Annotated in this window: 26 protein-coding genes and 1 tRNA gene; 8 read left to right on the top strand and 19 right to left on the bottom strand. The window is 70.5% G+C overall.

Translation table 11 applies throughout. From position 1 onward, the window contains the following. Positions 1 to 37: 37 nt before the first annotated feature. Positions 38 to 799 (bottom strand): hypothetical protein, encoded by a 762-nt coding sequence (locus ACZ6Z4_RS23095; RefSeq protein WP_465568053.1) that lies wholly within the window; start codon positions 797 to 799, stop codon positions 38 to 40. A gap of 153 nt (positions 800 to 952) precedes the next feature. Further along, positions 953 to 2116: a phosphotransferase enzyme family protein gene (locus ACZ6Z4_RS23090; RefSeq protein WP_465568048.1), complete on the bottom strand. Its 1164-nt coding sequence runs from the start codon at positions 2114 to 2116 to the stop codon at positions 953 to 955. Between the two features lie 349 nt (positions 2117 to 2465). Here ACZ6Z4_RS23090 and ACZ6Z4_RS23085 point away from each other — a divergent pair, with 349 nt between their 5' ends. Then, a complete protein-coding gene (locus ACZ6Z4_RS23085; protein ID WP_465568045.1) occupies positions 2466 to 3494 on the top strand; it encodes a beta propeller repeat protein in 1029 nt (342 codons plus the stop codon). 7 nt (positions 3495 to 3501) lie between these two features. Here ACZ6Z4_RS23085 and ACZ6Z4_RS23080 read toward each other — a convergent pair whose 3' ends face one another. Further along, complete coding sequence (locus tag ACZ6Z4_RS23080) at positions 3502 to 4017, bottom strand: RNA 2'-phosphotransferase (protein WP_465568043.1); 516 nt, start codon at positions 4015 to 4017, stop codon at positions 3502 to 3504. After that, positions 4014 to 4862 (bottom strand): LysR family transcriptional regulator, encoded by an 849-nt coding sequence (locus ACZ6Z4_RS23075; RefSeq protein WP_465568039.1) that lies wholly within the window; start codon positions 4860 to 4862, stop codon positions 4014 to 4016. Before ACZ6Z4_RS23075 ends, ACZ6Z4_RS23080 begins: the two co-directional genes overlap by 4 nt. A gap of 70 nt (positions 4863 to 4932) precedes the next feature. Between ACZ6Z4_RS23075 and ACZ6Z4_RS23070 the strand changes: the two genes are divergently transcribed. From ACZ6Z4_RS23070 to ACZ6Z4_RS23060, 3 genes are read left to right on the top strand one after another with little or no spacing between them, the layout of a single operon-like run. Then, positions 4933 to 5427, top strand: a complete 495-nt coding sequence (locus ACZ6Z4_RS23070; protein WP_465568036.1) for a hypothetical protein — start codon at positions 4933 to 4935, stop codon at positions 5425 to 5427. Positions 5428 to 5444: 17 nt separating this feature from the next. Then, positions 5445 to 5906, top strand: coding sequence for a hypothetical protein (locus ACZ6Z4_RS23065; protein WP_465568033.1), 462 nt, complete (start codon positions 5445 to 5447; stop codon positions 5904 to 5906). Continuing rightward, positions 5903 to 6193: a transcriptional regulator gene (locus ACZ6Z4_RS23060; protein ID WP_465568030.1), complete on the top strand. Its 291-nt coding sequence runs from the start codon at positions 5903 to 5905 to the stop codon at positions 6191 to 6193. The genes ACZ6Z4_RS23065 and ACZ6Z4_RS23060 overlap by 4 nt, the downstream gene beginning before the upstream one ends. Positions 6194 to 6196: 3 nt before the next feature. Here ACZ6Z4_RS23060 and ACZ6Z4_RS23055 read toward each other — a convergent pair whose 3' ends face one another. From ACZ6Z4_RS23055 to ACZ6Z4_RS23035, 5 genes are read right to left on the bottom strand one after another with little or no spacing between them, the layout of a single operon-like run. Next, positions 6197 to 7150, bottom strand: coding sequence for a nucleoside triphosphate pyrophosphohydrolase (locus ACZ6Z4_RS23055; protein WP_465568027.1), 954 nt, complete (start codon positions 7148 to 7150; stop codon positions 6197 to 6199). Between the two features lie 4 nt (positions 7151 to 7154). After that, positions 7155 to 7790 carry a SurA N-terminal domain-containing protein gene (locus ACZ6Z4_RS23050; protein WP_465568024.1) on the bottom strand — a complete coding sequence of 212 codons (636 nt, stop codon included), beginning with the start codon at positions 7788 to 7790 and terminating at the stop codon, positions 7155 to 7157. Positions 7791 to 7815: 25 nt separating this feature from the next. Further along, positions 7816 to 11454, bottom strand: coding sequence for a transcription-repair coupling factor (gene mfd / locus ACZ6Z4_RS23045; protein WP_465568020.1), 3639 nt, complete (start codon positions 11452 to 11454; stop codon positions 7816 to 7818). Beyond that, positions 11451 to 12026 carry an aminoacyl-tRNA hydrolase gene (gene pth, locus ACZ6Z4_RS23040; RefSeq protein WP_465568016.1) on the bottom strand — a complete coding sequence of 192 codons (576 nt, stop codon included), beginning with the start codon at positions 12024 to 12026 and terminating at the stop codon, positions 11451 to 11453. Before pth ends, mfd begins: the two co-directional genes overlap by 4 nt. 46 nt (positions 12027 to 12072) lie before the next feature. Next, complete coding sequence (locus ACZ6Z4_RS23035) at positions 12073 to 12720, bottom strand: 50S ribosomal protein L25/general stress protein Ctc (protein ID WP_465568012.1); 648 nt, start codon at positions 12718 to 12720, stop codon at positions 12073 to 12075. Positions 12721 to 13014: 294 nt separating this feature from the next. Between ACZ6Z4_RS23035 and ACZ6Z4_RS23030 the strand changes: the two genes are divergently transcribed. Next, the gene (locus ACZ6Z4_RS23030; protein ID WP_465568009.1) at positions 13015 to 13875 is read left to right on the top strand and encodes a cobalamin-binding protein; all 861 of its coding nucleotides are present in this window, start codon (positions 13015 to 13017) and stop codon (positions 13873 to 13875) included. A 10-nt stretch (positions 13876 to 13885) separates the two neighbouring features. After that, positions 13886 to 14518 carry a hypothetical protein gene (locus tag ACZ6Z4_RS23025; RefSeq protein WP_465568006.1) on the top strand — a complete coding sequence of 211 codons (633 nt, stop codon included), beginning with the start codon at positions 13886 to 13888 and terminating at the stop codon, positions 14516 to 14518. Here ACZ6Z4_RS23025 and ACZ6Z4_RS23020 read toward each other — a convergent pair. From ACZ6Z4_RS23020 to ACZ6Z4_RS23010, 3 genes are read right to left on the bottom strand one after another with little or no spacing between them, the layout of a single operon-like run. Then, on the bottom strand, positions 14503 to 15267 hold the full coding sequence (locus ACZ6Z4_RS23020; protein WP_465568001.1) for an NAD(P)-binding domain-containing protein: 765 nt from the start codon (positions 15265 to 15267) through the stop codon (positions 14503 to 14505). The two genes, ACZ6Z4_RS23025 and ACZ6Z4_RS23020, sit on opposite strands and share 16 nt — an antisense overlap. Positions 15268 to 15292: 25 nt before the next feature. Further along, entirely contained in the window at positions 15293 to 15934 is a 642-nt protein-coding gene (locus ACZ6Z4_RS23015; protein ID WP_465567998.1) for a response regulator, read from the bottom strand. Continuing rightward, positions 15922 to 17889, bottom strand: coding sequence for a sensor histidine kinase (locus tag ACZ6Z4_RS23010; protein WP_465567993.1), 1968 nt, complete (start codon positions 17887 to 17889; stop codon positions 15922 to 15924). The genes ACZ6Z4_RS23015 and ACZ6Z4_RS23010 overlap by 13 nt, the downstream gene beginning before the upstream one ends. A 139-nt stretch (positions 17890 to 18028) precedes the next feature. Between ACZ6Z4_RS23010 and ACZ6Z4_RS23005 the strand changes: the two genes are divergently transcribed. Then, positions 18029 to 18697 (top strand): hypothetical protein, encoded by a 669-nt coding sequence (locus ACZ6Z4_RS23005; RefSeq protein ID WP_465567991.1) that lies wholly within the window; start codon positions 18029 to 18031, stop codon positions 18695 to 18697. A 99-nt stretch (positions 18698 to 18796) separates the two neighbouring features. Here the strand turns inward: ACZ6Z4_RS23005 and ACZ6Z4_RS23000 are convergent, their stop codons facing one another. From ACZ6Z4_RS23000 to ACZ6Z4_RS22970, 7 genes are all read right to left on the bottom strand, one after another. After that, positions 18797 to 19777 (bottom strand): ribose-phosphate diphosphokinase, encoded by a 981-nt coding sequence (locus tag ACZ6Z4_RS23000; protein ID WP_344180570.1) that lies wholly within the window; start codon positions 19775 to 19777, stop codon positions 18797 to 18799. A gap of 15 nt (positions 19778 to 19792) precedes the next feature. Then, positions 19793 to 21250, bottom strand: a complete 1458-nt coding sequence (gene glmU / locus ACZ6Z4_RS22995) for a bifunctional UDP-N-acetylglucosamine diphosphorylase/glucosamine-1-phosphate N-acetyltransferase GlmU (protein ID WP_465567988.1) — start codon at positions 21248 to 21250, stop codon at positions 19793 to 19795. An 85-nt stretch (positions 21251 to 21335) separates the two neighbouring features. After that, positions 21336 to 22643: a hypothetical protein gene (locus tag ACZ6Z4_RS22990; RefSeq protein ID WP_465567983.1), complete on the bottom strand. Its 1308-nt coding sequence runs from the start codon at positions 22641 to 22643 to the stop codon at positions 21336 to 21338. Between the two features lie 197 nt (positions 22644 to 22840). Beyond that, a complete protein-coding gene (locus ACZ6Z4_RS22985) occupies positions 22841 to 23518 on the bottom strand; it encodes a response regulator (protein ID WP_465567980.1) in 678 nt (225 codons plus the stop codon). A 17-nt stretch (positions 23519 to 23535) separates the two neighbouring features. Continuing rightward, the gene (locus tag ACZ6Z4_RS22980) at positions 23536 to 24714 is read right to left on the bottom strand and encodes a sensor histidine kinase (RefSeq protein WP_363665488.1); all 1179 of its coding nucleotides are present in this window, start codon (positions 24712 to 24714) and stop codon (positions 23536 to 23538) included. Between the two features lie 82 nt (positions 24715 to 24796). Further along, entirely contained in the window at positions 24797 to 25438 is a 642-nt protein-coding gene (locus ACZ6Z4_RS22975; RefSeq protein WP_465567976.1) for a TetR/AcrR family transcriptional regulator, read from the bottom strand. A 111-nt stretch (positions 25439 to 25549) separates the two neighbouring features. Next, positions 25550 to 26590, bottom strand: coding sequence for an acyl-CoA desaturase (locus ACZ6Z4_RS22970; RefSeq protein ID WP_465567973.1), 1041 nt, complete (start codon positions 26588 to 26590; stop codon positions 25550 to 25552). Positions 26591 to 26713: 123 nt separating this feature from the next. Between ACZ6Z4_RS22970 and ACZ6Z4_RS22965 the strand changes: the two genes are divergently transcribed. Further along, positions 26714 to 26785 (top strand) — tRNA-Gln (locus ACZ6Z4_RS22965). Positions 26786 to 26872 lie beyond the last annotated feature (87 nt).

The raw sequence follows: 26872 nt of genomic DNA, 5'->3' as shown, positions 1-26872 counted from the left end.
ACACTCCCGATGTCGTAACGGAACTCATCCTTGCCGACTACGCGCCACTCGGCGAAACCTTGGAGCGAAGAGCAAGGTCTTTCGTTTGCTTCAAGGTGACAAGAATGATCAGCGCGATGAGGACCGAGTAGCCGACAGCACCTAGGACCATCGCCACGATGTTCTGTTCACTTGCCCGAACGAGCATGACAACGCAGTGACCGAGCACGATGACGGCCGCACCTACGTACGGAATCGTCAGCCCGACCTTGTCGACGCCCTTGACTTGATCGATGTTGAAGAGCGGCTCGGTTGCCTTGACGCCGATCATCTCTCGGGAGGGCGTTCCATGCTCCGCTGGTCCGGCGGCGAAGAGGATGTCCTCCAGGCACCGCGCCGACGCTGACCGTCGGCCTTGCGCGAACGCCAACAAGATCCAGAGGCATCCCAAGACGAAGACCGGAAGAGGGATGAGGACCAGTACCCAGGGACCTGCCTGTCGTGCGTTCTCACCGGTCAGCAAGGCCACGGTCGCAGCTATGTACCCGAGAACCATCGCAAGAATGTTGGTGGACATCGACGAAAGACCCGCGAGATCGGATCGTTCCGCGGCGTAGAGCACCGCGACTGCGTCGATCTTCTGGTCTCGGTGCGAATTCGAGCTCGTCATCTGCCACCTCATTTGCGGATACAGGGCAGTTGGACGCAGTTGCCCTGACCTCGGTGCCCGCTTTTTTGTTTCAGCTGATTCGGTGGGTGGTGAGGCTGAGGCCGGGCGGAGGACGAGAAGGCAGCTTTCCACCTTCACGTCGTCGATCACCGCGCCCCAGATAGTGCCGAAAGTACCTCAAAAGGACAGCACCGGCGACGAGGTCGACCGTACCTGTGGCGACCGGCCGTCGAGTTGTGCGCCGGTGGGGAGAGTCTTGAAGCCTGAGGAGATGGCCGGTTGATCGCAGCGGCGCGCCATCGCTCACAGCGCTGCAACCATCTGAGCCGCCAGTCGTTCGGCCTGCTCGACGCTCGACGGCTGTAGCCAGCCCTCGTCCAGCGCCGGAGTGCCGCCGTTTTTCACGGTCATGCGGAAGTCGAGGCAGGCCAGCCACAAGGGCCGTAGGTTGAGGATCGCGGGGAGTCTGTGGAGTTCCTCGTCGGTGAGGTGGACGTGCTGGGAGTAGCCGTGCATCACCGCGGGGATGTTCTCGGCGGCGTTCTGTTCGGCGGCGGTGCGGAGGAGCCAGGCCAGGGCGGGGAGGCGGGGGCCGCGGCCGGCGCCGGCCCAGCCGACGATGGACAGGTTGCCGACGTCGCCGACGGCGGCCCAGGGGTGGTAATTGCTGTGGGTCAGGGCCTCGGGGAGGCCCTCGGCGGCGTCGGCGGATTCGACCTGGTCGCGGAGCCAGGTGAACTTCTCGTGGGCGGCGGGGGGCAGGTTGGTCTCGACGCTGACCAGGAAGCTCATCGCGGCGGCGAGGTCCTGGTGCGGGCGGCCGACGTGGAAGCCGCCGTCGTGTTCCTCGGCGCCGCCGTCTCTCGCGACCGCGCCGTCAGCAGCGGGGAGCGTGTGCAGGCGGCCGAGGAGGTCAGCTAGTTCGTGCCAGACGGCGGGGGAATCGGCGCTCGGGCGGCCGCCGGGGACGAAGTCGGTGACGATGACGCCCTTGCCGTCGTGGACGGTGACGGGGTCGTCGTGGATGACGCGTTCGGCGGGGAAGTCGTGGGCGGCGAGGAAGCGCAGGATCTCGGCGTCACCGTTGACCCGACTGACCTGGTCGGCCGACGAGGAGAACACCCGCGCGATCCAGCGCCGGTGCGCTGTCGCCCCGGTCGAGGTCGGAGAGTTACTGCGCGACGGCCGGCCGCCGGTGTGCTCGACGACCAGGGTACACGGGTAATGCCCCGGCCAGGAGTCGCGGGGGCGGGTGGCGGGGGCGTCGTCGATCGGCATCATCGAGCTGATCGCGATCCCGTACCGGTCCTCGAGATGGCGCTTCAGGGCCGCCGGGTCGACCGGGCGGGAGTGCACGAACTCCTGCCGGTTCGCCAGCTCCAGATCGGCGCGGGCCTGGGTGTACCGCTGTCCGGTGGCGCGGGCGCGTTCGCGGGCCGCGCGCTTGAAACCGCTCTGCTTGGTCATGACGAGCCTCCTCGACGTGTCGTCGTCCCCCAGCAACGGGACACTCGAACAGGCTTGGACCGGGTCGCGACCGTGAGGGCAGATTCCCCTTCGCCGTCCCGAGGTCCCGGCTGGGGCGGGTCCTCGCAGGCTCGGCGTCAGGTCAACGCCACCACCGATCGTCGTCGAACACCCGCCGCACGTCAACCGACTCTTGCGCGCTGGCGAAAGTCTCCGGTTCGGCGAAACAAAACCCGGCCCGGCTCGCTCTTACCTCCCCGACAGCACCTGCCACGGAAGGAGAAGCCGCGACCTCCAGCCGGCGGAGACGCCGTACCCACCCCGAACCCCAGCACATCGGAGACCCCAGATGATCCCCGCACTCGTGACCGTTCTCAGCCTGCTCGCCGCGCCCACTTCGCCGACCTGGGTCGAGCAGCCGATCCCCGACAGCGGCTCGGCGTTCGACTCGATCAGCTCGGGTGGCGGTGCGCTGTGGGGTGTCGGGTTCCGCCGCGACGACGGCAAGGACTGGGACCACCCGGTCGCGGCCCGTTGGGAGAACGGCCGGTGGCAACCGACGGCCCAGCCGCGGGCTGTCGGCCGCTTGATGGACGTGGCGGTCCGCTCGGCGAACGACGTCTGGGCCGTGGGCAACTGGGCCGAACCGGATGGTCCCAGCGGGCCGCTGGTCCAACACTGGGACGGGACCACCTGGCGCGAAATCCCGCTGCCGAGCCATCCGGACGGGCTGCTGCAGTCCGTCGCCGTCGTCGAGGACGAGATCTGGGTGGTCGGCGTCGAGGGTGAGCAGTCGACGGTCTTCGTCGAGCGGTACAACGGCAAGAGCTGGCTCCCGCTGACCGACGACGTCCTCGGCGTCCCGGGGTACGCCTCGGACATCGCGGTGGTGTCCCCGATCGACATCTGGGTCGCGGCGTTCGACGACGGGATCAAGCACTACGACGGCGAGCGCTGGACGAAGGCCGCCCTGCCCGGGGCCGCCGGGGTCTACGTGAACGACTTCGCGGTCGTCGGGCCGAACGACATCTGGGCGGTCGGGCACCGCGAGGACCCGGTCTTGTTCCGTACGCCGGTCGCCTACCACTTCGACGGCCGGCGCTGGTCGGAGGTGCGGACGCCGCGGCAGTCCAGCCAACCGCTGGCCGTCGAGGTGGTGAACGGCAAGCCGTTCGTCGTCGGGGACGGGTGGGGAGAACGGGAAAGCACCGCGCTGCGCTGGACACCGGCCGGTTTCGTGGACGCGCCGGCTCCCGCCGCGCCGTCGGTGCTGCTCGGTGCGACCGTGCACGACGGCCAGCTCTGGGCGCTCGGCTGGCAGGCCAGCAAGCTCGAAGGCGTCGAGGACACCTACCTGGCCGAGGTCTCCGACGAGTAGGCCGGGGTCAGGTGATCGCGGCTGGGGGGACGTGGCGGGTGAGGAGGACTCCGTTGGGGGCTTCGAAGATCACCAGGTCGGTCGGGTCGATCCTCAGGAGTACCGCGGCGCTGAAGCGTTTACCGACGTGGCTGTCCGCACTGGGGGCCAGGTGGACGTGAGTACGGCGGCCAGGGCGCAGCCCCTCGCGGCGAATCGCCGGGAGGGCAGCCGGGGTGGTGCCGTGCCAGAGCGGGCCGACGGGGTGGACGCGCAGCCAGCTGGATTCGAGTGCCTCGACGGTGACTGGCATGCCGGCCAGGGAGTGGCCTTGGCAGGCACGGATGAGCGGGCCGTCGACCTGGAGGCGGTTCTTGTCGTTGCGGGCGACCGCCAGGTCCAGGGCGGAGCGGTCGATACCGAGCAGCGCGAGGACGTCCTCGATGGTGGACCAACCATCGGGCGTCATCGAGAGGCCCTTCTCGCCGGCACCGTGTCGCAGGAGCCAGGACAGGCGTTTGCTCGTGCGTACGACGTCGCTCACAGGAGCATTTTGCGCAGGACGGTCAAGCGGTCGTCGGTGGCGCGTTCGGGGCGGGTGAGGACGTAGTAGCGGATCGGCGGCAGGTCGCGGATCGGGACGGCTCGCAGCGCGGCGGGAACGCGAACCGAGCCGTTGACGACCGCGGGACCGATGCCCAGGCGGACGAAGTGGACCAGCAGATCCCAGCCTTCGGCCTCGACAGCCACCGACCACTCGACACCGGCGTCGAGCAGGCTTCGTTCGAGCTGGCGGCGGTGCGGCCTGCTCGACGGCGGTACGACGAGCGCTTCGCCGCCGAGGTCCTTCAGCCGGATGCTGCGGCGGTCGGCCAGGCGGTGGTTCGGGCGGGTGACCAGGACCTGGGGGAACCGGGCGAGCTGGACGCAGGCCAGGTCCTTCGGTGGGATCGCCAGCGCGGTGACGCCGAGGTCCGCCGTGCCGGTTCGGACGGCGTCGACCGTGCCGGTGGCGTCGGCGGTCACCAGGCGGAGATGGCGGCGGGGCGTGAGGTAGCGGCGGATCGAGTCGCCGAGCAGGTAGAGGTATGCGCCGGAGCCGGCGACCAGGACCAGCGGGCGCTCGACGCCCGCGCCGAGACTGCCCAGGAACGTGTCGGCGCGGGAGCGGGACTCGTTGGCCAAGGCCGCGAGGGACTCCCCCGCGGCGGTCAGCCGGAGCTCGCGGCCGTGCTTGGAGTAGAGCGACTGGCCGAGGCGTTGTTCGAGCTTGCGGATGCGGGTGTGCAGCGCGGGCTGGCTGACGTGCAGCTCCTCGGCGGCGCGGGTGAAGTTGCGGTGGGCGGCGAAGGCCGCGAACGCGGTCAGATCGTCGGCCACCAGCTCCATAACCGCAGACTATAGTCGCCGTGTCGATAAATAGTTCTGCTGGAGAGTCTGAGCGAGCAGGCTTGACGGCATGGAGCAACGACTGGGGATCGACATCGGCCGGGTGATCATCGACGGGACCAACGGACCAGGTGACACCTCCTTCTTCCAGGGCGACACCGCGGCGATGCTGCGGACGCCCGCAGTTCCCGGTGCCTTCGCGACGATCACCCGGCTCACCCGTGTCTTCGGCCAAAGGGTCTGGCTGGTGTCCAAGTGCGGCCCGCGGATCCAGCAGCGGTCGCTGCAGTGGCTCGCCCACCACCGCTTCTTCGAGCAGACCGGGATCCCGGCGGAGAACGTCCGGTTCTGCCTGCAGCGGCGGGACAAGGCGATCCACTGCCGGGAGCTCGCCATCACCCACTTCGTCGACGACAAGCCGGACGTGCACGAGGCCCTCGACGGGCTGGTCGAGCACCGGTACCTCTTCGGTCCGCAACGCAGCCGGTACGTCGCACCCGGCGTCACCCCCGGCCCGCACCTGGGCCGAGGTCGAAAGCTTTCTACTTGCGAAAGTGGAAAGTGATCTCTAGGCTTTCCGATATGGAAAGTGATGCGCGGGAGCAGTTGCGGGAGCTCGAGCGAGCCGAGGCGGCGCCGTACGTCGAGTACCCGGTGACGCCGTGGTGGTACGCGCCGGCGATCGGGCTGTGGGTGGCGGCGATGATCGGGACGTTCACCTGGTGGCGGGAGAACGCGGCGCTGTTCACCTCATCGCTGGCGGTGCTGATCGTGGCGGAGATCGCGTTCGTCACCTGGATGCAGCGGCGGCACGGCGCGATGCCGATGCCGGGACGCGGCAAGCCGCCGGCGGAGATCGGCGCCTTGTGGAGCAAGTACTTCGCGGGCCTCGCCGCCGTGGTGGTCGCGGTCGGCCTGGTCTGGTGGCTGGTCGGGGTCCCGGCGGCAGCACTCGTCGCGTTCGTGCTCGTCACGAGCGGATTGGTCGTCTACGAACGCCGGTACGCCGTCGCGGCCGCACTCGTGAAGGAGCGGCTGGCGTGATCAAGGGGCTCGACCCGGTCATCCACGCGCCGAAGCGGCTGGCCGCGATGGCGGTGCTGGCGAACGCGCCGACGGCCTCGTTCCGCTTCCTGAAGGACTTCCTGGAGGTCAGCGACTCGGACCTGTCGAAGCACATGTCCGCGCTGGAGGCCGCCGGCTACGTCAGCGCGGCGAAGGACGGCCGCGGCCGCGGCGCGACGACGACGTACAAGCTGACCCGGACCGGCCAGAAGGCGTACGCCGCCCACCGCGACGCCCTCCGCGCCCTGCTCGACGGGCCTCTCTAGAGGTCAGCTGGACTCGGTACTGCGGACCTGGTCAGCCAGGTCGTGCGTGGCTTTGCGGAGCGCCTGCTCGGGGTCGACACCGAGCTCACGCGCCTGGCGGACCAGAGCGAGCAGAGCCTCGCCGATGTCAGTGGAGGAAGCCTCGACCGATACAGGAGGCAGCACCTTCGCCGCCCGCCCGACCACCTTGTCCGCCAGCGCCAGCGCCGGCAACGCCAGCGGGATCCCGTCCAGCACCGACGCCCGCTGCTTCTCGGCCGCCTTGATCGTCTCCCAGTTCGCCTCGACATCGGCGACCCCGTCGACCGCAACCCCGGCAAACACATGCGGATGCCGCCGAATCAGCTTCTCCACGATCCCACCAGCGACGTCGTCGATGGTGAACCCGTCCTCGGCCTCCTCCGCCACCCGCGCGTGGAAGGCGATCTGCAGCAGCAGATCCCCCAGCTCCTCGCGCAGGTGCTCGTAGTCGCCGGTGTCGATCGCCTCGAGCGTCTCGTAGGTCTCCTCGAGCAGGTACTTCGCCAGCGACTCGTGCGTCTGCTCCTGGTCCCACGGGCAGTTGCGGCGCAGCCGGTCCATCACCTGGACCAGGTCGATCAGCCGAGCCCCCGGTACGTCGTACGAGCCGTGCAGGATCTCCACCTCGTACGCCGGCCGCGGCTCCCGCGCCAGCTGGTCCGCGACCAGCCGCAGCAACGCCGGCTCCCCGTCCTCGCCGACCAGCCAAGCGACAGCCTGGCCTTCGGAGGCGGCGGCAACCAGCCACGACCACTGCGCGTCCGCGCCACCTTCGACCGACGTCACGACGAGCCCGGAGCCGACCACCGCCTGCACCGAGGGGCTCTCCACGCCGGCCGCCGCACCGATCACCGAGGCCTGCTCGAACGCCTGCCAGGCCGCGCGGGTCAGCAGACCCGGCGCGACCCGCGGGCTGGTCAGGACGACCTTGATCAACGCGTCAGCCCTGCGGCTGCGGCTGCTGTTGCTGCTGTTGCTGCTGCTCGGCGGCCTCGCGCTTGGCCTTGGCCTGCGCGGACTCCTCCGACAGCGAGCCGGAGACCTTGCCGTCGATCGCGCCGTCGGTCCACTTGCCGAACCGCGGCGAGATGGTGACGTCGATGTCCTTCGAGGCGTCCTTGACCGCGACCAGACCGGCCTGCTGGGCCTGCTGCACGTTCGGGTCGGTGATCCCGGTGCCGCCGCCGAGCTTGATGGTGCCGACCGCCGCCTTGGCGACGCCGCGCAGGAACTCCTCGGCCACCGGGTCGGCGACGAACTTCTCGTACGCCGCCTGGTCGCCGACGACCGCCTTCATGGCCGGCGCGAGCTCCGCGTCGCTGACCGTGACCGAGCGCTGGTCGGCGATCTGCTGCACCAGCGCGCTGTTCACCAGCTCGCTGAGCGCCAGCGACGCCGTGAACGGCTGGCCGAGCGCGGTGGTCACCGAGCGCGAGGTGTCGTCGACGTCGCCGACGGTGATCTCGGTCCCGCCGACGACGGCCGCGGCACCCGGGTGGGTCCCGGTGGCGCAGCCACCCAGCAGCAGCACCGAAGCCAGCGCGGCACCCGCCACCTTGACGAGGTTTCTGCTCAACGCACTCTCCTCCAGCTGGAACTCATCAGGCCGTCGCCCCCACGGGCTCGGCGATCACGTCGTCGATCAGTCTCGCGCACCACTGCAGCAGCTCCTGGTCGCGCAGCGGCTCGCCGGCGACCGGCCGGGTGGCAGGTCTCGGCACCAGGATCGTACGCAGTTGCGGCTTGACCAGACTCTTCGGGTACAGCCTGTTCAGCCGCAGCACCTTCGAGTCGGGCAGTTCGACCGGCCCGAACCGGATCAGATTGCCCTGCAGGGTGACGTCGTGCAGCCCCGCGACGCGCGCGTGGTTGCGGAACTTCGCCACCTCGATCAGGTTCAGCACCGGCTGCGGGATGTCGCCGTACCGGTCGTGCAGCTCCTCGACCAGCTCCGCGATGCCCGCCTCGTCCCGTACGGCGGCCAGCCGCTGGTACATCTCCAGCCGCAGCCGCTGCGAGGGCACGTAGTCGTGCGGCAGGTGCGCGTCGATCGGCAGCTCGATCTTGACCTCGGGCTCCTCGGCCTGGGTGTCACCGCGGTACTCCGCGACCGCCTCGCCGACCAGCCGGACGTACAGGTCGAACCCGACGTCGGCGATGTGCCCGGACTGCTCGCCCCCGAGCAGGTTGCCGGCGCCGCGGATCTCCAGGTCCTTCATCGCCACGGCCATCCCGCCGCCGAGGTCGGCGTGCTGGGCGATCGTGGCCAGCCGGTCGTGCGCGGTCTCGGTGAGCGGCTTCTCCGGCGGGAAGAAGAAGTACGCGTACGCGCGCTCGCGGCCGCGCCCGACCCGGCCGCGCAGCTGGTGCAGCTGCGACAGACCGAGCAGGTCGGCGCGCTCGACGATCATCGTGTTCGCGTTCGAGATGTCGATCCCGGACTCGACGATCGTCGTACAGACGATCACGTCGGACTGCTTCTCCCAGAAGCCCTGGATCACGTTCTCCAGGGTGTGCTCGTTCATCTGGCCGTGCGCGACGCTGACCCGTGCCTCCGGGACCAGCTGGCGGATCCGCGCGGCGGCCTTCTCGATCGTGTTCACCCGGTTGTGGACGACGAAGACCTGGCCCTCGCGGAGCAGCTCGCGCCGGATCGCGGCGGTGATCTGGCCTTCCTCGTACGCGCCGACGAAGGTCAGCACCGGGTGCCGCTCCTCCGGCGGGGTGGCGATCGTGGACATCTCCCGGATGCCGGTGATCGACATCTCCAGGGTCCGCGGGATCGGCGTCGCCGACATCGTCAGGACGTCGACCGCGGTCCGGAGCCGCTTCAGCTGCTCCTTGTGCTCGACGCCGAAGCGCTGCTCCTCGTCGACGATCACCAGGCCGAGGTCCTTGAACGCGACCTCACCGCCGAACAGCCGGTGGGTGCCGATCACGACGTCGACCGAGCCGTCGGCCAGCCCGTCGATGGTCGCCTTCGACTCCTTGTCGGTCTGGAACCGCGACAGCGGCGCGACGTTCACCGGGAACGCGGCGTATCGCTCGGCGAAGGTCGCGTAGTGCTGCTGGACGAGCAGCGTGGTCGGCACCAGGACGGCGACCTGCTTGCCGTCCTGGACCGCCTTGAACGCCGCCCGGACCGCGATCTCGGTCTTGCCGTAACCGACGTCGCCGCAGACGATCCGGTCCATCGGCGTGATGCGTTCCATGTCGTGCTTGACGTCGTCGATCGTCGCCAGCTGGTCCGGCGTCTCGACGAACGGGAACGCGTCCTCGAGCTCACGCTGCCAGGGCGTGTCCTTGGCGAACGCGTGCCCCTTGGTCGCCTGGCGGGCGGCGTACAGCTTGATCAGCTCGCCGGCGATCTGGCGGACCGCCTTGCGGGCGCGGCCCTTGCGCTTGGCCCAGTCGCCGCCGCCCATCTTGTCCAGCGTCGGCTGCTCGCCGCCGACGTACCGGGTGACCTGGTCGAGCTGGTCGGTCGGGACGAACAACCGGTCGCCGGGTTGCCCGCGCTTGCTCGGCGCGAACTCGATCACGACGTACTCGCGAGTGGTGCGCTGGTTGCCGGTGCCGACCGTGCGCTGCATCATCTCGACGTACCGGCCGACCCCGTGCTGCTCGTGCACGACGAAGTCGCCGGGGGCCAGCTCGAGCGGGTCGACGGCCTTCTTCCGGCGGCTCGGCATCCGTTGCTGGGAACGGCGTTCGGCCGCCGAGCGCTGACCGGCCAGGTCGTTCTCGGTGAGCACCGCGAACTTGATGCCGTCGGCAATGAACCCGTGGTCGAGCGCGCCCTGCGAGATCAGGACGACGCCCGGCTCCGGGATGCCGTCGATCGAGTCGACGGTCCGGGCCGGCAGCTCCGCCTCGGAGAACACCTCGGCCAGCCGCTGGGCCGGGCCGTGGCCCTCGGTGACGCAGACGACCCGCCAGCCGTCGCGCAGCCAGCCGCGGATGTCCTCGGCGGCGGCCGCGGTCTCGCCGCGGTAGGCCTCGACCTCGTGTGCGGCGATCTGCCGGCTGCGGACCGCGCCGGAGTCGGTGTCGATGTCGAACGAGACCCGCGCGCCCATCGAGTCGCGCAGCTCGGGCTCGTCGGTCGGCGCCGCCGCGAACGGCGACAGGCTCCACCAGGCCAGCCCGCGGTCGAGCGCCTGCGTCCGTACGTCGGCCAGCGACATGTACGCCGCCGCCCCCAGATCGATCGGGGCCTCACCACCACCGGCAGCCGCCGCCCACGACGCCTCCAGGAACTCCTGGCTGGTCGCGACCAGGTCGTGCGCCCGGGCGCGAACCCGCTCGGGGTCGCTGACCACGACGTGGGTGCCTTCCGGCATCAGGTCGACCAGCAGCTCCATGTCGTCGACCAGGACGGGCGCGAGCGACTCCATCCCCTCGACCGCGTGCCCCTCGGCGAGCTTCTCGAACAGCTCCGCCAGCTCCGGGTGCTCCTTGGCCAGTACGGCGGCCCGCGCGCGCACCTCGTCGGTGAGCAGCAGCTCACGGCACGGCGGCGCCCACAGGCCGTGCTCGGCGATCTCCAGCGAGCGCTGGTCGGCGACCGCGAAGTACCGGATCTCCTCGACGTCGTCGCCGAAGAAGTCGACCCGCAGCGGGTGCTCCTCGGTCGGCGGGAAGACGTCGATGATGCCGCCGCGGACCGCGAACTCGCCGCGCCGCTCGACCAGGTCCACCCGGCTGTACGCCGCGGCCGCGAGGCGCGTGACCACGTCCTCCAGCTCGACGGTGTCGCCGACGTGCAGCTGCACCGGTCGCAGGTCGGCCAGCCCGGCGACCTGCGGCTGCAGCACGGACCGCACCGGCGCGACCAGGATCTTGATCGGCCCGGTCGTCTCGTCGGACGGGTCCGGGTGCACCAGGCGGCGCAGTACGGCGAGCCGCCGGCCGACCGTGTCGGACCGGGGTGACAGCCGCTCGTGCGGCAGCGTCTCCCAGGCCGGGTAGTAGGCGACCGAGCCGGGCTCGACCAGGCACTGCAGCGCCTCGGTCAGCTCCTCGGCCTCGCGGAACGTCGCGGTGACCGCCAGCACCGGCCGGTCGGCGCCGAGCCGCTCGGAGGCGAGCGCGGCGAGCAGCACCGGACGGATCGGGCCGGGCGCGCTCAGGTCGAGCGTGGCGACCCCGTCGGCGCGGATGTCCTTGCTGGCGTCACGGAGCGCGTCCGCGACCACCGGATCGGTGACGAGGGTGTCGACCAGACCGGCTAACTTCACGAGTTGTACTTCCCTTGGGAGACTTCGAGTCCATCGGCGAGCAGCGATTCGATGGCGTCCGCCGTACGGTCGAGCTCGAACGGCAGGTCCTTGCGCTCGGTGCCGGAGAACTCGTTCAGCACGAAGTCCGCCGGGCTCTGCCGGCCGGGCGGGCGCCCGACCCCGAACCGCACTCGATGGTAGTCACCGGTGCCAACCGACTTCCGGATCGACTTCAGGCCGTTGTGCCCGTTGTCGCCGCCGCCGAACTTCAGCCGCAGCGCCGCGAAGTCGATGTCCAGCTCGTCGTGCACGGCGACCAGGTTGACCGGCTCGACCTTGAAGAACTTCAGCAGCCCGGCGACCGGGCCGCCGGACTCGTTCATGAACGACCGCGGCTTGGCCAGGATCGTCCGGTAGCCGCTGAGCCGGGTCTCGATCACCTCGGCGCGGGCCTGCTTGTGCTGCTTCCAGCCGCCGCCGACCCGGCCGGCCAGCTCGTCGACGACCATCTGACCGACGTTGTGCCGCGTCTTGGCATAGGAAGGGCCGGGATTCCCCAGCCCGACGACCAACCACACGTCGTCCGCCACGGATCTCCCGGCCCTCTCCTGATTCGATGCCTGTACGGCGAGGTGCTTACTCCGCGGCAGCGGCGACCGGCTCCTCGGCGGGGGTCTCCGCCTCGTCCTTCTCGATGCCCGCCTCGGCCTCGGCCTCGGCCAGCTCCGCGTCCAGCTGCTCGGCGGTCGCGGCGGCGGTCACGTTCACGATCAGCGTGTCCGGCTCGACGGCCAGCGTGACGCCGGTCGGCAGCTTCAGGTCGGAGGCGTGGATCTGGGCGCCGGCCTCGAGGCCCTCGATGGAGACGGTGACGCCGTCCGGGATGTGCGTCGCCTCGGCCTCGACCAGGACGCTCGCGTTCTCCAGCACGACCAGGGTCTCGCTGACGGCCTCGCCCTCGAGGTGCACGGCGATGTCGACCTGCACCTTCTCACCGCGCTTCACGATGACCAGGTCGACGTGCTCGATGAAGCCCTTGATCGGGTCCCGCTGGACCTGCTTCGGCAGCGCGAGCTGGCTCTCGCCACCCTCGATCTCGATCAGCAGCAGGGCGTTGGCGGTCTTCAGGGCCAGCATGGTGTCGTGCCCGGGCAGCGTGATGTGCACGGGGTCACTGCCGTGGCCGTACAGAACGGCGGGGACCTTGCTGTCCCGGCGGATTCGGCGGGCAGCACCCTTGCCGAACTCAGTGCGCGACTCGGCTTGGATCTTGACCTCGGCCACGAGATGAACTCCCTCAAGCTTGTTGCGGTGATCTGTTGACTGGTGGTGGAACCGGTTGCAGAGCCTCAGCGGGCACGTCTTGACTCCGGAAAAGGCGTCAGGCAACGAACCACCGCGTCGATCACGGAGCCGCGCCCGCCTAGCACTTCTCACCGAGTCGAGCGCTTGGTAGAGCGCAGTCGGGGGGCGTCCCTCGCCGAGGCAACCAAAACAGTCTACCCACCACTGCGCCCAGAGCGGAAATCCGGGTCGGGGCAGGGTTGGGGACCGGGCCGGACACCCTAAGGTCGAGACATGAAGATCGTCTCGCTGCTGCCGTCGGCGACCGAGATCTGTTTCGCGTTGGGGGCCGGGGACGACGTCCACGGGGTCACCTTCGAGTGTGATCACCCGGCGGCGGCGCGGGAGCGGCGGATTGTTTCGACGACGAATCTGCCGGCGGGGCTGACTCCCGCTCAGATCGACGCGGCGGTGCGGGAGCGGGTGGCTGCTGGGGAGGATCTGTACAAGCTCGACCGGGACGCGTTGCGAGCGGTCGACCCCGATCTGGTGATCACGCAGGACCTGTGTGCCGTGTGTGCGATCGACGTGGACGACGTCGAGGAGGCGTTGTCCTACCTCGGGTGTCAGGCGAAGGTGGTCACCACCGATCCGCACGACCTGACCGAGGTGCTGGAGTCGATCGAGCAGATCGCGCAGGCGATCGGGCGCTCGTCCGCCGGGCTGTTGAAGGAGCTGCGGCACCGGCTGTCGGCAGTGGAGGTGCAGCCCAGGACCGGGCGGCGGATGCTGGTGCTGGAGTGGACCGATCCGCCGTTCGCGCCCGGGCACTGGATTCCGGAGATGGTCGAGGTCGCCGGTGGGGTGAACGTGCTGGGGTCGGCCGGGCTGCGGTCGGGCCGGACGACCTGGCCGGCGATCGCCGCCGCGAGGCCGGAGGTCGTGGTGGTCGCGCCGTGCGGGTTCGGGCTGGACGAGTCCGCCCGGCTCGGCGAGGAGCTGCTCGACCAGCTCCCCGACGTACCGGTCTGGGCCGTCGACGCGAACGGGTACTTCGCCCGCCCCGGCCCGCGGCTCGTCGACGGCGTCGAGGCCCTCGCGGCGATCCTTCACGACCAACCCGTCGCCCCCGAGGTGGCCCGCCGGATCCGCTAGTTTCACCGGCGTGCTGATCTTCTGCCTGCTGCTCGTCGCCGCGGCCCTGGTCGCGCTCGCCGTCTGGGCGAAGGCCAAGCGGGACCGCCTCTTCGCGGCGCGCACCGAGCAGGCGGTGCGGGCCGGCTGGACGCCGATCCCGGTCGACCCGGCGCTCGACGCCCTGGCCAACCGGCTCCTGGCTCCCGGCACCAACACCCGGATGGTCGCCGGCGAGTACGCCGGGCACTCCTTCCGCGCCTTCGACCACTCGCACTCGGCCAGCCGTACCAGTACGGCGACCAAGCAGCACCTGGTCGCCGTACTGCTCAATGTGTCCCTGCCGTCGATCGCCGTTACCACCGACAGCGCCATCGGCCGCACGCTCGGAGTCCCCGACCAAGAGCTGGAGTCAGGCCACTTCAACGACGCCTTCGTCGTCGAAGCGCCCAACCAGCGCTACGCGTCCGCCGTCGTCCACCCGCAGCTGATGGAGTGGATGCTGCAGCACCCGCACCTCCAGTGGCGGATCGACGGCCCGTACCTCGTCACCTGGGGCCTGCACTGGTGGACGGTCGACGGCGTCAACGCCACCCTCGACGAGCTGACCAGCGTCCTGCGCCTGATCCCGCCGTTCGTCCTGACCGACTACCGGCTCAGCTGAGTCCACACCGCTCGCAGCGCCCGCGCCGCGTCGCCTTCGAGCCCGGCCGCGTCCAGCGTCTCCGCCAGCTCGTCGAACTCCGGCCCCCACCGCCACGCCACCGCCCGCAGCTGCTCGGGCAGCTCCGGGTCCTTCAGCGACCCGCCGTCGGCGCGCGTGTGCTGCGCGGTCAGCGCCTCCGTCACGCCGTACGACGCCGCCAGCTGGAACGCGAGCACCGCCAGCGCCGCCTTCCCCTTGTTGTAGAGCGCGTACGACGACTTGGCCGCGCTCGCGGCGCCCGGTTCGGCGCCGACGACCATCGGCGTCACCGCGGTCCCCGCCCACAGCGCTGCGACCTGCTCGGCCGCGGCGCCCGACAGCATCAGGTGCGTCGGGCTCGCGCCGCCGGTCGGCGGCGGGCCGATCACGCCGCCGTCCACGAATGTTGCCTCAGGCAACGCTTCCTGGGCCTTGTGCAACGAGCTCGGGGACAGCGGGTTCGCCTCGACGTAGATCCCGCGGAAACCGGACGCGCCCACCTGCTCGGCGATCGCGACCGCGCCCTGCGGCGCGCACGAGCAGAGCACCACCTCGGCCTGGCCGACCGCTTCGTCGTACGGCGAACCGATCAGCCCCGCCGCCTCGGCGCGCGCGGCGGACGCCGTACTGCGTCCCTCCGGCACCCAGCGCACCTCGTGCCCGGCCGCGACCAGCTGCGCGGCGAGCTGCGATCCCATCGCTCCGGGGTGGAAAACAGCGACCCGCATGCTCGCGGTCCTCTCGTCGACGCGGTCAGTGCTCCCCAAGATAGGCGAGGACGGCGAGCACCCGCCGGTGCTGCTCGTCGTTCACCAGCAGCCCGAGCTTCCCGAGAATGCTGCCGATGTGCGTCTCCACGGTCCGCTCGGTCAGCCACAACCGCCGGCTGATCCCCACGTTCGTGCAGCCCTCGGCCATCAGCGCGAGCACCTCCCGCTCGCGCGCGGTCAACGCCGCCAGCCGGTCCTCGGCGCGCGACCGCCCGATCAACCGCTCGACCACCTCCGGATCGAGCGCGGACCCGCCGGCCGCCACCCGCTCGAGCGCGCCGAGGAACTCGTCGACGGCGAGCACCCGATCCTTCAGCAGATACCCGAACCGCCCACCGGCCACGAGCTCGGTCGAGTGCCGCGTCTCCACGTGCTGCGACAGCAGCACGATCGCCAGCTCCGGACAGAGCGTCCGCAACCTCCGAGCGGCCCGCGCCCCGTCGTCGGTGAGATCCGGCGGCATCCGTACGTCGATGATCACCAACTCCGGCGAACTCTCCGCCACCACGGTCACCAGCGACAAAGCATCCCCCGCCACCCCCACGACCTCGTGGCCCGCATCCACGAGCAACCGCTCCAACCCCGCGCGAAACAAGGCGGAGTCCTCCCCGATCACGATCCGCACGGCAGCACCACCTCGATCGCCGTACCGGCTCCCACCGGGCTCAGCATGGTCAGCGACCCACCCAGCGCGACCACCCGATCGGTCAGCCCGCTCAACCCCGACCCCGGTCGAGCCCGCGCTCCCCCGCAGCCGTCGTCCTCGATGCGGATCCGGACGTCCTCCCGTGACCGCGTCACCCGTACGCCGATCCGGCTCGCCTGCGCGTACTTGGCCGCGTTCACCACCGCCTCCGCCGCCACGAAGTACGCCGTGGTGACCAGCTGCTCCGGCAGCTCGTCCCCCACCACCTCCACGCGTACCGGGATCGGCAGGTTCCGCGTGATCGCCGCCAGCGCTGCCGGCAGCCCGTCGTCCAGGCTGGTCGGCCGCAGCCCGTGGGCGATCTGCCGCAGCTCTGCTACCGCAGTAGCCAGCTCAGCGACCCCCTGGTCGAGCACCTCGTCCACGTCGACCGTGCCATCTCCCAGGTGCCGCTGCGCCAGCCGCAGGCTCATCCCGAGCGAGACGAGCCGCTGCTGAGCTCCGTCGTGCAGATCCCGCTCGAGCCGGCGCCGCTCGGCGTCGCCAGCCTGTACGAGCCGAGCCCGGCTGGCCTCCACCTCCCGCAGCGCCCCCGCCAGCTCGGCCCGTAGGCGCGTCACCTCAACCAGGTTGGCCGCAGCCGTAGCAACAGTCCGTAGTACGGCCGGACTGCTCCCGGCAAGCACCCCGATCTGCATCCCGCCGAGCATCACCGGCACGACCTCCCCGCCCACCGCCTCCCCCGCCACATCCACAAACCCCGCAGCCCCCGGCACCAGATACCCCACCCGCAGCCCCGGATCCCGCAGCGCCTGCCGCAGCACCCCCTCCAGCTCCTCCGGGCTCCCCTCCCCCGCGTGGATCCGGTGCTGCAGCTCCTCGATCGCCGCCAGCGCAGCCCGCCGCGGCGGATACAACCGCCTGTCCACCACCCGCCGCAGCGACGACCGCAACGGCGCCAAGACCACCGCACACACAGCAGTCGCCGACGCAGCAGCCACCGCAGACCCCCGCCCAACCACCAGCCCCAGCACCAACGCCGACACCGCGTACGTCCCCAGCAACGCCACCAGTACGACGGCGTACGTGACAGCGTCCGCAACAGCCCGGTCCACGTCGTACAGGTCGTGCCGCAGCATCGCCACCGCGACCGCCACCGGCAGACTGACCAGCGCCAGCACACCGCTGACGGTCGCGAACACCCCCGACTCCCCCGTCACCACGATCTCCACCAGACAGACGAACGGGTAGCAAACGGCCGCGACCCCAGCGATCGCCAGCCACTTCACCTGTGCCCGCGCCCGCCCGGTAGATCGCCGGAACCGCACCACGACGGACACCGCCGCCGCCAGCATCAACACCAGCGAACTGGCGAACACGACCTCGCTCAGCACCCGCAACGCCCCCGTCAGCGGCGGGTACGGCTTGGCCCAGTCCTGCAACGGCGCAAGGAACGGCGTCGAGGAGAACGCCCCCGAGGCGTGCTGCACCGCTCCCAGCACCAGCAGCCCGACCGGCACGACCCGCCACCGCGGGCCGAGCAGCCGGCCGTCCGGGAAGTAGAGCAGCAGCAACGAGATCGCCACCAGCAACCACCAGCCGCTCTCGTCCAGCCAGGCGACCAGCCGGCTGTCCAGCGGCAGCCGGCCAGGCTCAGCGACCACTGCGTCGTAGTACACGACCCGCAGTACGAGGTACGCCACGACAGCGCCGATGACAGCGAGCAGCGCACCGACCACGTTGCGAGGCTCCCGCCGCGCGACCAGCAGCCCGACCACAGCCAGCCCGGCCGCGATCACCCCGAGCCCAGCCGCTGCCGGACCGCTCAGGGTCGCCGCGGACGACGAGGTGGTGAGCAGCAGCCAGCAACTCCCCCCGAGCATCGTCGCCACGAGCAGGGAGGTGCCGACTGCGAGCCCCCACGGCCACCGCATGACGTCACTGTAAGTCGCGAACCGCCCCCGCGGCTCCGGGCCAGCACGGAGATCTGTTCCCGTACCAGCGCGGATCCGGCAGCCACGCTCAGCGGCTTCGCTGGAGGGGTCAGCTTTCCGTGGCGATGGGAGACCCACGATGTCCACCTCGACGATCGACACCCAGCTCGGCAGCGACCCGGTCACCCGGCGTCGCGTCGGCCTGGTCGCACTCGCGCTCACCGTGACGTCGCTGACCGCCGTACCGGGCGGGCTGCTCTGGCCCGAGCCGTCCGGCGGCGGCGAGACCTACACCTACGCCGACATCCAGCCGCTGCGCGACCGCTGGTGGGGCCTGCTGGTGTTCCTCAGCGCCGCCCTGGTGCTCAACGTCCCGGCGCAGGCGTTCCTGACCAGCCTGTTGGTCCGCGCCCGCGGCGCGACCTGGGCGACCGTCGGCGGCGTCGTGATGTGGATCGGCACCGCCCTGTACGCCGTGGGCGGCGCCGGCTGGGCGGCCGCGGCGTACTTCGCGACCGGCGTCGACGCCCCCGCCGGGAGCGCGGTGATGGACGCGATGAACGCGGACACCGCGCACCTGTTCGGCCCGATGATCACCGGCGCGCTGCTGGTCGCCGTCGGCACGCTGATCCAGGTCGTCGGGCTGTGGCGCTCGCACGCCGTACCGCGCTGGATCCCGCTCGGCGCCGCGACGGTCCTGTTCACCTTCGTCGTCCCCGGCAACGGCGTCGCCGGTCTGGTGACCGCGTTGCCGATGACCGCGGCGGCCATCGGCATCGCGTACTACGCCCGGTGGGCCGTCCGATGATGTGGGGACCGTGGCCGTTGCTGTTCTGGCCGGTTCACTGGTACCGCGGCCGGCCCGACCAGGTCAGGCCCGAGGTCAGGCCCGAGGTCAGGCCCGAGGTCAGGCCCGGCCCTCGAACAGGCTGGTCACCGATCCGTCCTCGAAGACCTCGCGGATCGCGCGGCTGATCAGCGGAGCGATCGACAGCTCGGTGAGCTTGTCGAACTTGCGGTCCTCCGAGATCGGCAGCGTGTTGGTGACGATCACCTCGCTGGCCTGGCAGTTCTTCAGCCGGTCCACCGCCGGACCGGACAGGATCGCGTGGGTGGCCGCGATCACCACCCCGGCGGCACCGTCGGCGTACAGGGCGTCGGCGGCCTTGGTGATCGTGCCGGCGGTGTCGATCATGTCGTCGACCAGGATGCAGACCCGGCCGGCCACCTCACCGACCACCCGGTTGGCGACGGTCTCGTTCGGCCGGTCGATGTCGCGGGTCTTGTGGATGAAGGCCAGCGGCGCGTTGTTCAGCCGGGCCGACCACTGCTCGGCGACCTTGATCCGTCCGGCGTCCGGGGAGACCACGGCCAGCTGCTGGTCGCCGTACTTCTCCCGGACGTAGTCGGACAGGATCGGCAGCGCCATCAGGTGGTCGACCGGTCCGTCGAAGAAGCCCTGGATCTGCGAGGTGTGCAGGTCGACGCAGATCAGCCGGTTCGCGCCCGCGGTCTTGAACAGGTCGGCCATCAGCCGGGCCGAGATCGGCTCCCGGCCGCGGTGCTTCTTGTCCTGCCGGGCGTAGCCGTAGAACGGGAGCACGACGGTGATCCGCTTGGCCGACGCCCGCTTCAGCGCGTCGACCATGATCAGCTGCTCCATGATCCACTCGTTGATCGGCGAGGTGTGGCTCTGGATCACGAACGCGTCGCTGCCCCGGACCGACTCCTCGAACCGGACGTAGATCTCGCCGTTGGCGAAGTCGTACGCCGAGGTCGGCACCAGCCCGGACCCGAGCTGCTCGGCCACCTCCTCGGCCAGACCGGGATGGGCCCGGCCGGAGAACACCATCAGGTTCTTCTCGGTGGTTCGCTTCATCCCGCTCATCGCCACTGCCTCCCGTTACGCCTTCTCGCCAGTGTCGCCCGATGTGTCGGCGAGTGCTTCTTCAGCCGCCTTCGCCGTCTTCGTCCCGGCCCGCTTGCGCGCGACCCAGCCCTTGATGTTGCGCTGCCGCCCGCGCGCGACCGCGATCTCGCCCGGCGCGACCGGCTGGTCGATCGCCGACCCGGCCGCGATGTACGCCCCGTCGGCGATCTCGCCCGGCGCCACCAGCACCGAGTTGCTGCCGACGAACGAGTAGCGCCCGACGTTCGTGTGGTGCTTGTTGACCCCGTCGTAGTTGGCGAAGATCGTGCCGGCGCCGATGTTGGCGCCCTCGCCGATCGTCGCGTCCCCGGCGTACGACAGGTGCGGCACCTTCGCGCCGTCGCCGATCGCCGCGTTCTTGGTCTCCACGAACGTCCCGATCTTGCCCTTGACGCCGAGCGACGTCCCCGGCCGCAGGTACGCGAACGGCCCGACCGAGGCACCGGCCCCGATCACCGCGCCCGACCCGTGCGTCCGGATGATCGAGGCGTCCTGGCCGACCTGTACGTCGGTCAGCGTCGTGTCCGGCCCGATCACCGCGCCGGTCGCGACCGTGGTCGCGCCGTGCAGCTGGGTGTTCGGCAGCAGCGTGACGTCCTGCTCGAGCTGCACGGTGGCGTCGACCCACGTCGTACCGGGGTCGACGATCGTGACGCCGGAGCGCATCAGCGTGTCGAGCGTGCGCCGGTTCAGCTCGGCGCGCAGCGTCGCCAGCTGGACGCGGTCGTTCACGCCCTCGGTCTGCATCGCGTCCTCGATCACGTACGCGCCGACCCGCTTCCCGTCGCCGCGGGCGATCGCCAGCACGTCGGTCAGGTACAGCTCGCCCTGCGCGTTGTCCGTGGTCAGCCGGCTCAGCCCGTCGCGCAGCGTGGCCGCGTCGAAGGCGTAGATGCCGGCGTTGATCTCGTCGATCTGGCGTTGCTCGGGCGTCGCGTCCTTGTGCTCGACGATCCCCGCGACGGTCCCGTCGGGACCCGGCAGGATCCGCCCGTACCCGGTCGGGTCGGGCACCCGCGCCGTGAGCACTGTCACAGCGTTGCCCCGCTTGTCGTGCTCGCCGATCAGCTCCAGCAGCGTCTCCGCGGCCAGCAGCGGGACGTCGCCCGACGTCACCACGACCGTCCCGTCGAAGTCACCCGGTACGGCGGTGAGCCCGGCCCGGACGGCGTCGCCGGTCCCGAGCTGCTGCTCCTGGACGGCGGTCCGGACGCCGGCGTCGACCTCGGCCAGGTGCGCCTCGACCAGCTCCCGGCCGGTGCCGACCACGACCACCAGGTGCTCGGGCGCGAGTGCACGCGCGGTGACGACCGCGTGCCCGACGAGGCTGCGCCCGCCGATCTCGTGCAGGACCTTGGGGGTCGCGGATTTCATCCGGGTCCCCTGACCGGCGGCCATCACGATGACCGCCGCAGGACGGTGGGAAGTCACGCGGTCTTCTCCTCGGGTTCCCTACGCGTTCGGGCGAGTGTGGTGCGTGAGCACCCGGAACGAGCGCCCGCGCAAGCCTACTTCCTCACTGTGCGAGGGTCCGCAGCGCATCCACAAGCTTCTGCTCGGTCAGGCCGGTGTACTCCAGCATCAGCCGCTCCTGGGCCGGCCGGTTGTACCCGCGCCGGGCGACCTGCTGGTAGAAGTCGGTGACCGCCCGGAGGCCGACCAGCTTGATCATCTGCTCGACCGCCAGCCAACTGATGTCGTCACTGTCCGTAGCGGCGTACTCGTCGTCGGCCGGGAGCCGGGTCAGGTCCCCGAGCGCGCGGCGGCGGATGTCGTCGCGGGCCGCCGCGACCTGCTTGCCGCGGCCGGTCGCGACCAGCTGCAGGCTCTCGGCGTACTGGGCCATGCCCTCGGCGAGCCAGCGCGGCGCCTCCTCGCCGAGCCGGACCGGGAGCAGGTGCATCAGCGCGTGGCTGAGCTGGGCCGAGTCGAACCGGGCCTGCGACTCCGGCCGGACGACGATCCAGCCGCCGACCGGGCGGCCGTCCTTCGCCGGGCTCGGGATCGGCTGGACGCGAGCCGGCTCGGCGCCCTTCAGCGTCGGCGGCAGCTCGGTCAGTACGCCGGGCTCGCGCATCGCGACGACCATCGGGACGATCTGCAGGTAGCCCTTCCAGAGCTGCCGGGTCTTGCGGGCCATCGCGACGGTCTCGTCGGCCTGGCGTTCGGCGTACGCGAGCCGGCCGCGGTCGACCACGACCAGCACGTTGCGCCGCTTCACGACGTCGATCGGCCCGTAGTCCCACGGCTGCCGGCCGGAGCCGATCGCGCGGTCGAGGTCGTTGTCGTCGACGAGGAACAGCCGCCCGTCGCGAACCGTGTAGGTGTAGCCGACGTCGGTCGCCGCCTGCGCCAGCCGGCTCCCGGAGATCTGGTACCGCATGCTGACCCGGAACGTCCCGGTCGCCAGCCCGTACTTCTGCACGGCCTCGTAGTTCGTCCACACCTCGGCCCGGCGGTACGTCACGGACATGCCGAGCGACCGCATGTTCTGGAACACCTGCCGCTGCTCGTCCCGCAGCTCCGGCGCGACATCCCGCAGGAACAAGTCGACCTTGTTCTGCTTCACCGCGATCCCCCGCCGCGCCAGAATCGCGTCCACCGCCGCACCCAGCCGCGGGTCCACGTCACCGGTCGTACTAGGCCGGACCTGCTGCAGCGTCGTCCCACCCATCGCCTCAGCCGTCAGCGAGATCCCCCGCCCGGCCGACGGCACACCGACCCACAGCCCGCCCCCGACGACCACCATCGCCACGACCACCGGCCACACCGCAGGCCCTTCGGCCACCACGACCCGCCGAACCGCCGCCCACAACCCCGGCATTCCAACCCTCTCCCGGCCCTAGACCCCGCGCGCCCCCATGGTGTCCCAGACCGAGTCCAGCCACCAACTCCTCAACCCAGCCCGCAGCCTCCCGCCGGTGGTCAGGCTCGACTTACAACGCTTTCCCTCGGCCGCCGCGACCTCAGCCGAAGACCACCTCCCCGGCCGCATCCGCGCCGACCTCAGCGTCGTACCAGTCAGCCGTGCGCCTTGACCAAGCCCGTCTCGTACCCGAGGACCACCAGCGCCACCCGATCCCGCAGACCCGTCTTCGCCAGGATCCGCCCGATGTGCGTCTTCACCGTCGCCTCCGACAGCGTGAACAGCTGCGCGATCTCCGTGTTCGACAACCCCCGCGCCACCTCGACCAGCACCTCGCGCTCCCGCGCCGTCAGATCAGCGAGGTCCGGCACCTCCCGCTCCTCGTCCGGCAGCGCGCCGGCGAAGTGCTCGAGCAGGCGGCGCGTCGTACTGGGTGACACCACCGCATCCCCCGAGTGCACCTGACGGATCGCCGACAAGAGATCAGCCGGCGGCGTGTTCTTCAGCAGGAACCCCGCGGCCCCCGCCTTGATCGCCGCGAACGCGTACTCGTCCAGGTCGAACGTGGTCAGCACGATCACCCTCGGGGCCTCCGGCAACGACTGCACCTGCCGGGTCGCCTCGACGCCGTCCAGCCGCGGCATCCGGACGTCCATCAGCACGACGTCGCTCCCGGTCACCCGCAGCTTCTCCAGCGCCTCACCGCCGTCGCCGGCCTGGCCGACCACCCGCATGTCGGGCTGGGAGTCCACCAGCATGGTGAACCCGGCCCGGACCAGTTCCTGGTCGTCGACCAGGAAGACCCGGATCACGCCGTCGTCGGTCTCGCTCACAGTTCCTCCGGAATCGCTTACTGGTCAGGCGGTCCGGCGTACGGGAGCTTCGCGACCACCTCGTACCCGCCGCCCGCCTTGGGACCGGCGTTCACCGTACCGCCGGAGATCGAGGCGCGTTGCCGCATCCCGACCAGTCCGTGCCCCGGGTCGCTGCTCGGCGCGACCCCGCCGCCGCGGCCGTCGTCGGTGACCACCACGGTCAGCATCTCGCGGCCGAAGTCCAGAGTGACGGAGGTCCGCGCCCCCGGCCCGGCGTGTTTCAGCGTGTTCGTCAGCCCTTCCTGCACGATCCGGTACGCCGTCAGGCCGAGCAGCGCCGGCAGGTCGCGCGGCGTCCCGGTCACCGAGTAGTCCACGGTCAGGCCCGCCTCGCGAACGTTCTCGACCAGCTCGGGCAGCGACGAGACACCGGGCTGCGGGCGCGGCTGGTTCGGGTCGAGCTCGTTCTGCTCGTCCTGCTTGAGCAGCCCGAGCATCTTGCGCATCTCGGTCAGCGACGCCCGCCCGGTGTCGCCGATCGTGGCCAGCGCCTTCTTCGCCTGCTCCGGCGACGCGTCGGCGGCGTACAGGCCGCCGTCAGCCTGGACGATCATGATCGACAGGCCGTGCGCGACCACGTCGTGGATCTCGCGGGCGATCCGGGTCCGCTCGTTGGAGACCGCGAGCGCGGCCTCGCGGTCACGGTCCCGCTCGGCCTGGACGGCCCGCTCCTCCAACTGCTGCACGTAGAGGCCTCTCGTGCGCCGCCGCTCGCCGAACGCCCAGACGCCGAACACGACCGCGCCGAACGCGACCATCATGGTGATCTGCTGACGCCAGTCCGAGCTCGCGTAGTACCGGGCGGTCGCCATCAGCACGCCGAGGCCGCCGACGCCGAGCGCGATCCGGCTGTACCTGACCTCGCCGTACACGGAGATCGTGTAGAGCGCGACCAGGAGACCGACGTTGCCGGCCTGCAGGTCGATCCCGGCCAGCCACTGCAGCACCGCGATCGCGGAGACGCCGAAGAAGACCAGCTCCGGGTAGCTGCGCCGCCAGACCAGCGGCACCAGCAACGCGACCCCGACCACGCCGGCGAACTGCACCTGCGCGAGCGAGAGGAACCCGAAGAACAGCGTCAGCCCACCCGCGAGCAGCAGGTCGAACGCCTTGGACTGCGGCGAGACGCGCCGAGCCGTGAAGAACCCCGTCATGGCGGTCAGCGTACGGCGGAGGTGGCCGGAAAACGTCGTTCCACGGGCGGATGTGGGGGTCCTACCTGCGTAGCACGGACGCCTACTTGTGCGGACGCGTCGACAGGACCGGCTTGGCCTCCAGGCCGGACAGCCCGTTCCAGGCCAGGTTGACCAGGTGGGCGGCGACGTCCGGCTTCTTCGGGCGGCGCGCGTCCAGCCACCACTGCCCGGTCAGCGCGACCATCCCGACCAGCATCTGCGCGTACATCGGCGCGTTCTTCGGGTCCAGCCCGCGCCGCTTGAACTCCTCGGCCAGGATGTGCTCGACCCGCGTCCCGACATCGCTCAGGATCGAGATGAACGACCCGCTCGACGACCCGACCGGCGAGTCCCGGACCAGGATCCGGAACCCGTCCGACGAGCTCTCGATGTAGTCCAGCAGCGCCAGCGCCGCCTGTTCCACGAGTTCGTGCGCCCGGCCGGCGGTCAGCGAAGCCGTCACGGTGTCGAGCAGGCTGCGGACCTCGCGGTCCACCACCACGGCGTACAGGCCTTCCTTGCCGCCGAAGTGCTCGTAGACGACCGGCTTGGAGACCTCGGCGCGCGCCGCGATCTCCTCGACCGAGGTGCCTTCGTAGCCCTTCTGGGCGAACAGCGCACGGGCGATGGTGATGAGTTGCTCGCGGCGCTCCGCACTCGTCATCCGGACCCGGGTGGATCGTCGCGGTTTGGGTTCCGTCACGTCGAGATCACGTCAGCATCATGCCGTACGCCGGTGCCGCCCGCCGGGAGATTTCTCCGCACGCACCGGATTGTGACCGGCGGGCCGTCGTACCGGACTGCGCGGACCAGCTCAGGCCGCGACCTTGGTCTTGCGCAGCGCCGCGCGCTCGGCGGCCTTGTCCGCGGCCTGCTCCTCCGCGCTGACCCGCCGCGCCTCGAGCCGCTCCGGCACCGGCCAGCGCACGTCGCTGACCCAGCCGCGCTTCTCGAAGAACCAGATGCAGCGCGCCGAGGTGTCCAGCTGACCCTTCAGTACGCCGTGCCGCGCGCAGGTCGGGTCGGAGTGGTGCAGGTTGTGCCACGACTCGCCCTGGCTCAGGATCGCCAGCCACCACACGTTGCCCGACTTGTCGCGGCTCTTGAACGGCCGGTCGCCGATCGTGTGGCAGATCGAGTTGATCGACCAGGTGACGTGGTGCAGCAGCGCGATCCGGACCAGGCTCGCCCAGAAGAACGCGGTCAGCGCACCCTGCCACGACCACGACCAGAGCCCACCGATGACGGCCGGCAGCAGCAGCGAGACCAGCACCAGGAACGGGAACATCCGCGACACCTTGACGATGTCCTTGTCCTTCAGCAGATCCGGCGCGTACTGGCGCTGCGGCGTCTGCTCGGTGTCGAACAGCCAGCCGATGTGCGCGTGCCCGAACCCCTTGGCCAGCGCCCCGAGCGTGTTGCCGTACTTCCACGGGCTGTGCGGGTCGCCGTCGCGGTCGGAGAACTTGTGGTGCTTGCGGTGGTCAGCCACCCAGCGCACCACCGGCCCCTCGATCGCCAGCGACCCGGCGATCGCCAGCGCGTACTTCATCGCCCGGTTCGGCTTGAACGACTTGTGCGTGAACAGCCGGTGGAACCCGATCGAGATCCCGTGCCCCGCGACCGTGTAGAACACCACCGCGATCACGATGTCCCGCCACCCCAGGAACCCGCCCCAGGCGATCGGTACGGCGGCCAGCACGGCCAGGAACGGGATCCCGATGAACAGCGCCAGCGCGACCTGCTCCCAGACCTGCTTCTGCTCACCCCCCAGCGTTCCGGTGTCGACGTCGAGCTCGTCGGCCTGCGCGGCGCGGGTCGGCGCCTCCGGTGCGGCCACGGCGGGTGGAGTCATGTCGTGTTCCCTCAGGTGGAGGACGGCTTACCTACGCAACCGTAACCTACGGAGCCGTAGGTAAGGAACCCCTACGCGTGTCGTGCGCCCCACCCATGGCAAACTGTCCGCACGCACCAGCGGTCCCCCGTGGGGTAATCGGCAGCCCGCGAGACTTTGAATCTCGAAGACCAGGATCGAAACCTGGCGGGGGAGCAAGATCGTTTCGGGCGGTTGACGGGTTCGTCCCACGCGGTGCTACGCCCGCTCCTACGTCGCGTGCTCCGCGCCGCTCCCACCCAC

Source organism: Kribbella sp. NPDC104740 (assembly GCF_055583505.1).
Note: the sequence above shows the minus strand (reverse complement) of the source record. Positions and strands in the feature narration are given on the sequence as shown.

Coding starts and splice junctions, on each gene's coding strand:
- ACZ6Z4_RS23090 (WP_465568048.1), bottom strand. CDS start 2,116: ATGACCAAGCAGAGCGGTTTCAAGCGCGCGGCCCGCGAACGCGCCCGC.
- ACZ6Z4_RS23085 (WP_465568045.1), top strand. CDS start 2,466: ATGATCCCCGCACTCGTGACCGTTCTCAGCCTGCTCGCCGCGCCCACT.
- ACZ6Z4_RS23075 (WP_465568039.1), bottom strand. CDS start 4,862: ATGGAGCTGGTGGCCGACGATCTGACCGCGTTCGCGGCCTTCGCCGCC.
- ACZ6Z4_RS23070 (WP_465568036.1), top strand. CDS start 4,933: ATGGAGCAACGACTGGGGATCGACATCGGCCGGGTGATCATCGACGGG.
- ACZ6Z4_RS23065 (WP_465568033.1), top strand. CDS start 5,445: ATGGAAAGTGATGCGCGGGAGCAGTTGCGGGAGCTCGAGCGAGCCGAG.
- ACZ6Z4_RS23030 (WP_465568009.1), top strand. CDS start 13,015: ATGAAGATCGTCTCGCTGCTGCCGTCGGCGACCGAGATCTGTTTCGCG.
- ACZ6Z4_RS23020 (WP_465568001.1), bottom strand. CDS start 15,267: ATGCGGGTCGCTGTTTTCCACCCCGGAGCGATGGGATCGCAGCTCGCC.
- ACZ6Z4_RS23010 (WP_465567993.1), bottom strand. CDS start 17,889: ATGCGGTGGCCGTGGGGGCTCGCAGTCGGCACCTCCCTGCTCGTGGCG.
- ACZ6Z4_RS23005 (WP_465567991.1), top strand. CDS start 18,029: ATGTCCACCTCGACGATCGACACCCAGCTCGGCAGCGACCCGGTCACC.
- ACZ6Z4_RS23000 (WP_344180570.1), bottom strand. CDS start 19,777: ATGAGCGGGATGAAGCGAACCACCGAGAAGAACCTGATGGTGTTCTCC.
- ACZ6Z4_RS22990 (WP_465567983.1), bottom strand. CDS start 22,643: ATGCCGGGGTTGTGGGCGGCGGTTCGGCGGGTCGTGGTGGCCGAAGGG.
- ACZ6Z4_RS22980 (WP_363665488.1), bottom strand. CDS start 24,714: ATGACGGGGTTCTTCACGGCTCGGCGCGTCTCGCCGCAGTCCAAGGCG.
- ACZ6Z4_RS22970 (WP_465567973.1), bottom strand. CDS start 26,590: ATGACTCCACCCGCCGTGGCCGCACCGGAGGCGCCGACCCGCGCCGCG.